General features: G+C 36.9%; 7 protein-coding genes. 6 read left to right on the top strand and 1 reads right to left on the bottom strand.

All coding sequences use genetic code 11. The annotated features are described in order from the left end of the window. Positions 1 to 48 precede the first annotated feature (48 nt). Entirely contained in the window at positions 49 to 2,718 is a 2,670-nt protein-coding gene (gene mutS / locus ACOVQ4_RS11415; RefSeq protein ID WP_421820768.1) for a DNA mismatch repair protein MutS, read from the top strand. Between the two features lie 311 nt (positions 2,719 to 3,029). On the opposite strand, the gene ACOVQ4_RS11410 is transcribed toward mutS, so the two are convergent. Continuing rightward, a complete protein-coding gene (locus ACOVQ4_RS11410) occupies positions 3,030 to 3,656 on the bottom strand; it encodes a CatA-like O-acetyltransferase (RefSeq protein WP_421820767.1) in 627 nt (208 codons plus the stop codon). 154 nt (positions 3,657 to 3,810) lie between these two features. Here ACOVQ4_RS11410 and ACOVQ4_RS11405 point away from each other — a divergent pair, with 154 nt between their 5' ends. From ACOVQ4_RS11405 to ACOVQ4_RS11385, 5 genes are all read left to right on the top strand, one after another. Then, positions 3,811 to 4,377, top strand: a complete 567-nt coding sequence (locus ACOVQ4_RS11405) for a Crp/Fnr family transcriptional regulator (RefSeq protein WP_421820766.1) — start codon at positions 3,811 to 3,813, stop codon at positions 4,375 to 4,377. Positions 4,378 to 4,478: 101 nt separating this feature from the next. Continuing rightward, positions 4,479 to 5,051, top strand: a complete 573-nt coding sequence (locus tag ACOVQ4_RS11400; RefSeq protein WP_421820765.1) for a hypothetical protein — start codon at positions 4,479 to 4,481, stop codon at positions 5,049 to 5,051. Positions 5,052 to 5,060: 9 nt separating this feature from the next. Continuing rightward, positions 5,061 to 6,041 (top strand): hypothetical protein, encoded by a 981-nt coding sequence (locus ACOVQ4_RS11395; RefSeq protein ID WP_421820764.1) that lies wholly within the window; start codon positions 5,061 to 5,063, stop codon positions 6,039 to 6,041. A gap of 387 nt (positions 6,042 to 6,428) precedes the next feature. Continuing rightward, positions 6,429 to 7,004, top strand: coding sequence for a hypothetical protein (locus tag ACOVQ4_RS11390; protein WP_421820763.1), 576 nt, complete (start codon positions 6,429 to 6,431; stop codon positions 7,002 to 7,004). Between the two features lie 149 nt (positions 7,005 to 7,153). Next, on the top strand, positions 7,154 to 7,928 hold a 775-nt coding region (locus ACOVQ4_RS11385; RefSeq protein WP_166579538.1), incomplete at its 3' end, for an RMD1 family protein.

Genomic DNA, 7,928 nt, shown 5'->3' with positions numbered 1-7,928 from the left:
TAATACTCAAGAGCATTCTCAAAATCTAGCAATTACATCAATACCATAATGGCAAGACCTTCAAAGAATACCGATACTGACCATAAACCCGCTAAAAAAGCAACCGAAACACCTCTTTCGAAACAATATAATCAAATTAAAGCCAAATATCCGGGAGCCTTATTGCTGTTTAGGGTAGGGGATTTTTATGAAACTTTTGGAGAAGATGCGGTGACAGCTTCCAAAATTTTAGGTATTGTTTTGACTCGTCGCAACAACGGGACTGCCGATGACCAACTGGCTGGATTTCCACACCACTCATTAGATACTTACTTGCCAAAGTTGGTTCGTGCGGGACAACGTGTGGCTATTTGTGACCAATTAGAAGATCCTGCTTCTGCTAAAGGAATTGTAAAACGTGGTGTTACTGAACTAGTTACGCCAGGGGTGTCCTTCAACGACAATGTACTTGATGTAAAGCAAAATAACTATTTGGCTTCTATATCCTATGCAGGTTTTTCGAAAGATGTCATTGGTATTTCTTTCTTGGACGTATCAACGGGGGAGTTTTTATGTTCGCAAGGAAGCGCTGCCTATATCGAGAAACTTTTACAGAGTTTTATGCCTTCGGAGGTATTGTATTGTAAAAAATATCGTCAAGAATTTACCCAAATCTTTGGTGATAAGTTCAATACTTTTGCTTTGGAAGAATGGGTGTTTACGTATGATTTTGCTTATCCTTTATTGATTAATCATTTCAAAACCAATTCATTAAAAGGCTTTGGTGTTGAAACACTCAATGAAGGTATTATTGCTGCAGGTGTTATCCTCCATTATTTGGCCGAAACCGAGCACCGTGAAGTTGGACATATTGTACGTATCAACCGTTTGGAGGAGGACAAGTATGTGTGGCTCGATAAATTTACGATTCGTAATCTTGAGCTCGTTCATCCTCAGCAAGAAGGGGGTGTCCCTTTGATTAATATCATCGATCAAACCCATACACCAATGGGCGCACGCTTGTTGCGCAAGTGGTTGGTATTGCCCCTCAAAGAAAAATCTTTGATTCAGGAAAGATTAAATACCGTCGCATTTTTCAAAAAACACCTTGAGCTTAGAGAAACTCTACAACAGCATTTGAAGCAAATCGGTGATTTAGAACGTTTGATTTCGAAAGTGGCGGTGCGTCGTATCAATCCTCGCGAGATGTTGCAATTGAAAAAAGCCTTAGCGCATATCGACCCCATTAAAGGGCATATCCAAGAAGCGCTTTTGGATTTTGGGAACGACTTAGGCGCTGACGTTCTCAAACGCTATGCCGACCAACTAAATCCTTGCCATTTTTTACTAGAAAAAATCCAGAAAGAACTCCGTGATGAAGTACCTATTGTGACCAATCAAGGCAATATGATTCGAGAAGGGGTCGATGCTGAATTAGATGCCTTGCTAAAGGTGGCTTATTCAGGAAAAGATTTCTTGATACAGTTACAAAATCGTGAAATAGAACGCACTGGTATTACTTCACTCAAGATTTCTTTTAATAAAGTATTTGGATATTATTTGGAAGTAACCAATTCGCATAAAGATAAAGTACCTATCGACTGGATTCGTAAGCAAACCTTGGTAAATGCTGAGCGTTATATTACCCCAGAGCTAAAGGAATACGAGGAAACAATCTTAGGCGCAGAAGATAAAATTTTTGTCATCGAACAGCGTATTTTCAATGATTTGGTAAACGTAGCCAATGAATATGTCTTGCAAATTCAACAAAATGCAAGGATGATTGCAGTATTGGACGTATTAACCAATTTTGCGAAAGTTGCAGAAAAAAATAACTACGCTCAACCTATCGTTACCGACGCAAAAGTATTGGAAATTAAGGAAGGGCGTCACCCTGTAATCGAACAGCAATTGCCATTGGGCGAAACCTACGTACCAAACGATTTGCATTTGGACGATGCCGAGCAACAGATTATTATCATCACAGGACCAAACATGGCGGGTAAGTCTGCCTTGCTACGCCAAACAGCCTTGATTGTGTTGATGGCACAAATTGGTTGTTTCGTTCCAGCCCAAGCTGCCGAAATCGGGATTGTCGATAAGGTATTTACCCGTGTAGGAGCAAGCGATAACTTGAGCAAAGGGGAATCTACCTTTATGGTCGAAATGACCGAGACTGCTAGTATTCTAAATAACCTTTCGGACAGAAGCTTGGTTTTAATGGATGAAATTGGACGTGGAACAAGTACTTACGATGGAGTTTCGATAGCTTGGGCTATTGCCGAATATTTGCATAATCACTCGCATTTTAGACCCAAAACGCTTTTTGCTACGCACTATCACGAACTCAACGAGTTGACTACGGACTTTAAACGTATCAAAAACTTCAATGTTTCGGTAAAAGAAGTAGGCAACAAAATCATTTTTATGCGTAAGTTGATGGAAGGTGGTTCTGAGCATAGTTTTGGTATTCACGTAGCGCAATTGGCAGGGATGCCTGTAAGTGTGGTGCATCGTGCCAACGAAATTTTGGCAGAATTGGAGCGCAACCGTTCGAAAGAACAACATCGTACAACCATCAAGGAGATGCCAAAACAGAATTATCAAATGAATATTTTTGAGGCTAGTAATCCAAAACTTGAGAAGATTCAAGAGGCACTGAAGAAATTGGACGTCAATACACTTTCGCCAATCGAAGCCTTGTTGAAATTAAATGAGTTCAAAAAGATGTTAGAATAAGTAGAGAACTACGAAATGGTCATTCCTGATGGAGTGGCTAAGCGAATTTTGATTATATCGAAAGATAGTCTAAATAATATGAGTCATCTCGAATATTAGAATTGGGCTTATTTCACAAGTTTTCATCAAAAGAGCGTTTGGAAAAGTACTTTCCAAACGCTCTTTTGATACTACCACACCAAACATGACTCGCCTCAAAATACAATCCATGTGTCTCTACGACTAGATTATCAATTTTAGATTAATCAGTTATTCGTTCAATCAGTAATTGAGTGATGACTGATAAATAGTAAAAGAGCAACCTAAATACCTTAAAACTCATTCATCAAAGTCTGAAAACGGTCGACATATAATCCAACATGATAACCGTCAACCAAGGCATGATGTACATGAATAGAAACACTCATGCTCTTTTGTCCATCAGTTTCGGTCATTTTACCAAAGGAAATCTTAGGACAACTATCTACAATGGAAAAACATCTTGCATGTGAAATAGAGGTAAAATCGAGCCAAGGAATGGCAGAGTAATGGATTATATTCTCGCCAGAAACAGCTGGCATTAATCCAGCAGTACTATGAACTCTATCAATTTCATTCTTGGCGTTCTGATAAAACTGTTCTTCTGATTCATCATAATAAACATGCCCAAAACCGAAGGTACCATTGGGGCGGCTAATCGTTGGAGAAGCATTTATCGTATCGAAACAGTACGGATTGTTGTCAATGATTCGATATCTGAAATTTTCTATTTCATTGGCTGCTTTTAAAGAACGGTACAAGTAATACCAGAAAAAAGATTGTCCCTTTTCTTTAGCATTTTGATAGGCAATAGTGCAGTCTAATTTTACTGTTATTCCGTAAAATGGCTCTTCAAATTTTGAGAAAAAAAGATAATGTTCCTTTCTGTCCCACTCCTCAAGATTTATTAATTGTTTCATAGATTTTGACTTTTTAGATACTTTCAAAAGCTCATTTGACTCTAAAATGACACCGTAAGCACCATTTATGGAGGCTTTTCACTTAACTTTGTTATTCTTTTACAAAAATCTAATGATGCAATTATATTAAAAAGGACATTTGTCCCAAGACAAGATGTTACGAACCAATCAAAAGTTTTTAGACTTTATACAAGGCATTTACGATAGTACCTTCAATGGTAATCATATTATCTTAAAATCCTTTTTAAAAGGGCAAAAATTACTACACCAAGACCAAATAACTCACAACGTTATGCTGCTACAAAGCGGCATAACAAAATGTTTTTTTAACGAAGAAAATGATAAAGAATTTATTGTAGAGTTTTTGGGAAAAGGCGAAATTATTGGGGAAATAGAAAGTATCCGACAGATGCCTTGTTTATGTAGCGTCGAAGCCATTACCAATGTATCAGCCTTTGTAATTCCTAGCCCTTATTTTCAAGAATTACTAAATAAAGACCTTCATCTAAACAAATTACTACTTGAAGCCTTCGCCGAAAGAATCGTGAATACATCTAGTAGAGCAGCCTTCCAACAATTATACACAGTAGAACACAGTCTCTCAAAGCTTTTGGAACTTCAGAGTAAGCAAGAAATTCAACTTTCAAAGGAAGAAATGGCGGCCTATTTGGGCATTTCGGTTCGAAGTCTCAATAGAAGTTTAAAAAACATGATTGAATAAAACGAGTATTCGTCGCCAATGATTACTTAATTTTCTTTTTATTTGTAAATAAAAAATCATATCGCTTTATAATCACACCAAAACAATTATTCAAACTATAAATGTCTAAAAATCCTATTAGTTTCCGGAAATCCCTTCTAATTTTATTTGTACTTTTAGCCAGGCACTTTACTATTTATTCGCAAGATAAATTTTCATTTGGTTTTTCTGGTGCCTATAATTTTCCGCTCAATAGCGTAGGGTTTGGAGTAAGAGCGCAAGTGCCCATAATTCCAAAAGTATTCGTAGTGCCGCAATTGAAGTATTACCCATCTTTTAATACGATACATGAACTGTATGGTGGCATCAATGTGCATTATGTACTAGTAGAAGGTAGTATACGTCCAAGCGGCTTTAAGCGCTCAATTGATCCCGAAATACCCATGGTTTATCTTGCTGTGGGTGCACAGTACAATCGGTGGATAAATTATGTTGAGACACAACAGTCTAACTCAAAACCCAATAATTTTCTTCCAGAAGTTGGCTTAGGAACCAGCATTGGCAATTATCCTGTCAGACTTTTTGCAGAGGTTAAATATAATATCCTATGGAAAGAAAGTTATGCTGAGGTTGGTTTGATGTTTTGTCCAGCCTATTTCCGTACCAAACGTAGAACCTATTGTCCCACCTTTTAATTAATTTTTATGATGCAGTTACTACTTCACAATTGCCAAAAAGCTTTACGAACAATCGTAATTCTATCCATATTTTCAAGTTGTTCAAAGGAACGATATGATGTTATCATAAAAGAAGACGTTCAACCTCCAGTAGTTGAAAAAGCGATATTCAAACCTTCGACGGAAAACCCTCTTGCGACAAAACTTGAGGCACCCTTTCTGAAAACCGTTAATAACCCCAATGACCTGAATTTTACTACAACTAAGGGTACTATTGTAAATGGGAGGATAAGTGATTTTATGTATGAGTCAGGGAGCTGGGATAGCGTTGAGCTACCTATCAATTTGCAAATCAAGGAATTGTATACCATTAAAGACATGATTTTGAATGGAAAAACAACTACTTCAGATGGTAAATTGCTTACTACTGGTGGTCAAATAGAGATTATAGCAACAAAAGATGGGAAAAAACTTCAATTAGCCCCATACAGTCAATTTTCGATTCAAGTACCTACTAATAACCCTGATCCAGAAATGAAAATCTTTTTTGGAGAAGAATTGGCTAATGGTGATGTAAACTGGCAACTTGCCACGATGCAGGATAAATTTCTAGGTACAAAAGATTCATCAAAAACTGCAATAGTTGCCAAAGAACAGCTCTTTAATATACTGCCTAGTAAAATTGGTTGGATAAACATTGATAAGTTTGCTAGAGAATCTACTAAATTAACTACAATTACACTCACTTCAGAGTACCCAGCTATTGATGATATTATTTGTTATTTATATTTTGATCGACTCAAATCTATTCTTCAATATTACAATACTGGAAAACCGAGTAATCTTCCAGAAGGAGAGCACATTAATCTAATTTGCATAGGTATTACCGAAAAAGAAGAAGTATATACCTTCATCAAAGAGTTTAACTTAGAAGCAAATCAGGTAATACAAGTAAAATTAGAAAAATCTAGTATGGAGGAATTAATGAAATATCTCTCAGGCTTGTAGTTTGTACTTTGGCGTATTCAAAATGTAGTGAGTGAGAGGTTTAGAGATTACCTCAAAATTTAATGATTTAGACTGTAAGCCGTAGGCATTAGGCAAAAGCTCTCTATATTTTCATGAAAAACACCTGATTACTGGACAAAATTGAAGTTACTAGTTCAAGACTTAGTCTTGGACTCATTTTTTAAACAGTTTTAAACTGTTTAAAAGTCTAAACACCTGAATCACCTGTTTCATTTTGTCAGTAATTAGGTATTTCATATTTAAACTAATCACTAAATCACTCAATACGTTACAACCCATGTTTGTAATGAAACGTTTCTAGCCTAACTTAATAGACAATTTCAAAACAAACCACATCGTTAGTTGTAAAAACAACCCCACAAAACTATGCTTAAATACACATTAATTTTGCTTTTCTCGATCTTTCAAATCACACAATCCAATGCTCAAAGTGTTATCGTTTGGAGCGGAGAAAGTCCATTGAAAATCAGTGATTTTATGGCAAAATCTCCTTCGAATAGTGGCAATTTGTATGGTTGCCAAGCTAGTTGCAGTATCGATTTTGGGTTTCGTATGAGTGCCGCTTCATTTATGTTGACCAAAAATTTTAATAATAAAGTCAAAGCCGTTTTTACGAGAAATACTTCTTACTTGGTTGCCAATACGGAGGAGCAAAAACAGCAGTTAGTTGCTTATTCGCAATGTATTTTTGATGTGACCGAACTGTATGCTCGCAAATTTAGAAAGCGCCTTTTTGAAGAAAAGAAAGCATTTTCCAATAGCGAGTTTTATGCCAATGCACAAGAAGAACTCCAGAAAGAGCTTCAAGCACGCGAAAACTATATTCAGACGGCAACGAAGTTGGGCCAAAACACCGAAGAATTGACTAAAATCAGAACCCAAGTACTAGCCGAAATCGCTGAACTTTCTGATTATTGTTACGATTGCAAGCCCAAGAAATAGTTGAGACGCCATATCGTAGGAGGCGCAAAGCATTGCGTCTCCCCAGAATCACACCTTCATAAATTTTTCATACAGATTTAAACCGAGTTAAAGCACGAAAAACGTAAATTTGAGCTAGGCGAATACATAAAGCCTCAAATTATACTCGTATGAAAATCGACGCATACCAAATATCCGAAGTCTTTAACCTCAAGAAGTTTAAACAAGACTATGCCAGTGAACCCTCCCTTTTCAACAATTCCGAACTATTCTATAAGCGCGAAGACGATACCTATATCTATTTATTGAGTTATGGGGTGGTAGTTTTTGCGGGTGTGGGTGATTTGGAAAAAAGTGAATTTTTGAAATTTATCAAAAACTACGCTGAAGGATTGATTGAAGAAAAGTTTGAAGACGATTTTATTGTCCAAACAGACCCCTCTATTTCGGTAGTGCTCAAGCATAATTCTATCACTGTTTCAGAACTAACCGATGACTCTATCCGTATCATCATGCTCAATATTGGTCAGTCTGTGGCATTGGATTATTATGAGGCCTTGACCTATAAAATTGCCACCAGCACCAAGCAAATGACCGACGAATTAGAGCATCACGGGCGTCTCAAAAGCTCGCAAAGTGAACTCCTGAAATTTATTGGCAAAACCATCAATATCAAAAACAGTATTATCGATAACCTCTATATCTTCGACTCACCCGAAGAGGCTTGGGAAAACGAACATTTAGAGCGCATTGACAAAGGCTTGAAAAAGACCTTCGACCTCAAAATGCGTTACCAAGATATAGAATACAAACTCAAAATCGTTCAAGAAAACTTAACCCTTTTCATGGAGCTAGTTCAAAACCGAGAAAGCACCCGCCTCGAATGGGTCATCATTATCTTGATTTTGATAGAAGTGTTTGATTTGATATTTACGAAGATATTTT

The sequence above is a fragment of the Flectobacillus sp. genome (assembly GCF_049240685.1).
Classification (GTDB): domain Bacteria; phylum Bacteroidota; class Bacteroidia; order Cytophagales; family Spirosomataceae; genus Flectobacillus.
This window is presented reverse-complemented; position numbering and strand designations above follow the sequence as displayed.